This is a genomic window from Hydrocoleum sp. CS-953, assembly GCF_002260545.1.
Taxonomy (GTDB): Bacteria; Cyanobacteriota; Cyanobacteriia; order Cyanobacteriales; family Microcoleaceae; genus Trichodesmium.
This window is the reverse complement of record NZ_LGSU01000155.1, coordinates 1-2,296: the sequence shown is the minus strand read 5'-3', so window position 1 is coordinate 2,296 and position 2,296 is coordinate 1. Positions and strand designations below refer to the sequence as shown.

1 protein-coding gene and 2 pseudogenes are annotated in these 2,296 nt (G+C 36.5%); 1 reads left to right on the top strand and 2 read right to left on the bottom strand.

The genetic code is table 11. The features are described from left to right. Positions 1-422, top strand: a pseudogene (locus AFK68_RS36115) (hypothetical protein); the annotation flags it as partial. A 912-nt stretch (positions 423-1,334) separates the two neighbouring features. On the opposite strand, the pseudogene AFK68_RS01200 reads toward AFK68_RS36115, so the two are convergent. After that, positions 1,335-1,865: pseudogene (locus AFK68_RS01200) on the bottom strand (ATP-dependent Clp protease proteolytic subunit); the annotation flags it as partial. Between the two features lies 1 nt (position 1,866). Further along, positions 1,867-2,089 (bottom strand): ATP-dependent Clp protease proteolytic subunit (locus AFK68_RS01195; RefSeq protein WP_210407163.1); only part of this gene is annotated, 223 nt, incomplete at its 3' end. Positions 2,090-2,296: the final 207 nt, after the last annotated feature.

Sequence of the window (2,296 nt, the reverse complement as noted above, 5' to 3'; positions counted from 1 at the left end):
GTTTAGGATGGAAAAAAGAGAAGGAGCGAGATTTTCTAGAGCAAAATTATAGTCAAAAAACACGCCAATTTTTAACAAATGAAGAGTTATTGGATTTCCATCAATATTTAGATATGCTACAGAAAGTAACTAAGGAAATTAAGGGTCAAGGTTGGAAAGCAAAGCAACAAAAAGATTATTTTGAATATAACCACAACAAAGAGTCTCTGGAACAATTAAGTGTAGATGAATTACAAAGTTTTTTGCTGTATTTGGAAGTATTTGCCAAAACTACTAATGAAATTAAACGTTTGGGTTGGAATGCTACAAAAGGAAAAACTTTTCTCAAGAAAAATTATGGAGAGGAGGGTCGTACAAGGCTTTCATTTGAGAAATTGCAACATTTTTTACAACATTTAGAGGGGTTAGATACGCCTCAATAGGTGAAGTCAGAAGTTAGAAGGCGCGAAGTTAGAACCAGGGGCTAATGGCCAATCCCCCGTACATTCGCCACACGGACTAAATTTGATAGGCGTTAGAATGTCCTAACTTCCCTGACCACTTATAGTTAATTAGTAATTATTGCTCTGTTAATTAATCCTGAAAGCATTGATAGATAAAGGTTTTAGCCTTTTTACTTTAAAAAAAGTGTAAGCTTTTTGGTGGCTAGAGCTGCTACGCGGAATTCAAAATTCAAAATTCAAAATTCAAGCATTATTGGTTAGTAAGGCTTTTAGAATTTTGTAACTGGTCAGTTATTTCTGCCATCCTGCACTAGAGCTGCAAAAAGCTAGTATTTTAGGCAGACAAGGGCAGAAAAATCAAGGGACAATTCTTCCTCCTATCTCCTCTATAATTCCCATTTCTCCTGTAGGGGCGAATGGCCATTCGCCCCTACGAGGACTGAGGACTGACTCCTGAGGACTACCCTTACCCATAAGACTTTTTCAGCAAACTTTAATTAGGGTTTACTGAAAAAGTATCTTAGTGAGGGAAGGGAATGGGGAATGGGGAATAGGCAATGATTTTAATGTTAATTTTTCTGCGTTTTCCCCTCGCCAGACTAGGAAAAATCCCTGGTTTTTAATATTGATTTGGTTCTTTTATGGCACTTTCCGCCTGGAAATTCACCACTTAAAACTCTGAATATTATGGGTTGATGAATTGATTCAGCAAACCCTAATTAAAAAGTCAGGAGCAAGAGGAATTATATAGGAGGTAGGAGAAATAATTGTCTGTTAATTTTTCCACTCTTGTCTACTAAAAATTTCAACTTTTTGAGCTTTATCTACCAAAAAATTGCACTTTTTTTACTATTCCCTATTCCCTATTCCCTATTCCCTATTCCCTATTCTCTAATTAACAGGAGATATAGGTTGAGAATTAGAGGGATTACGGTTATAAACTTGGTCAATTATTCCGTATTCCATTGCTTCTGTGGCTGACATAAAAAAGTCTCTTTCTGTATCTTCGGTAATTTTTTCGATGGGTTGACCTGTGTGTTCTGCTAAACATTCATTGAGATATTTTTTGAGGTATAATATCTCTTTTGCTTGGATTTCAATATCTGTGGCCTGACCTTGGGCACCGCCTAATGGTTGGTGAATCATAATGCGGGCGTGGGGTAGACTCATTCTTTTGCCTTTTGTTCCTCCACTCAGCAGAAATGCTCCCATACTAGCGGCTATTCCCATACAAATAGTACAGACATCTGGCCGAACGTGTCTCATAGTGTCATAAATACCCATCCCAGCACTAACGGAACCCCCAGGGGAGTTTATATAGAGATAAATATCTTTTTCTGGGTCTTCTGAATCTAAAAATAATAATTGGGCTACGATTAGATTGGCCAAGTCAGAGTCTATTGCTTCTCCTAAATAAATTATNTACCCATCCCAGCACTAACGGAACCCCCAGGGGAGTTTATATAGAGATAAATATCTTTTTCTGGGTCTTCTGAATCTAAAAATAATAATTGGGCTACGATTAGATTGGCCAAGTCAGAGTCTATTGCTTCTCCTAAATAAATTATGCGATCGCGCAAAAGCCTAGAGTAAATATCGAAGGCCCTTTCGCCACGGCCAGATTGTTCAATAACGGTTGGAATCATATTTTTTAAGTCAAAAGTCAAAAGTTAAATGTCAAAATTTTTGACATTCATCTATCATAGCGATTCTGATTGAACTTTAGCAAATTTATTGGGAAGCCAGGTAGAATTTATTCCTATTTAGGCAACATTTAATAATACAATTTCACAGATAAAATAGTGGGTCGGTTGTTTGCTTTTCATTCTTATTATGACAATATTTATATATAT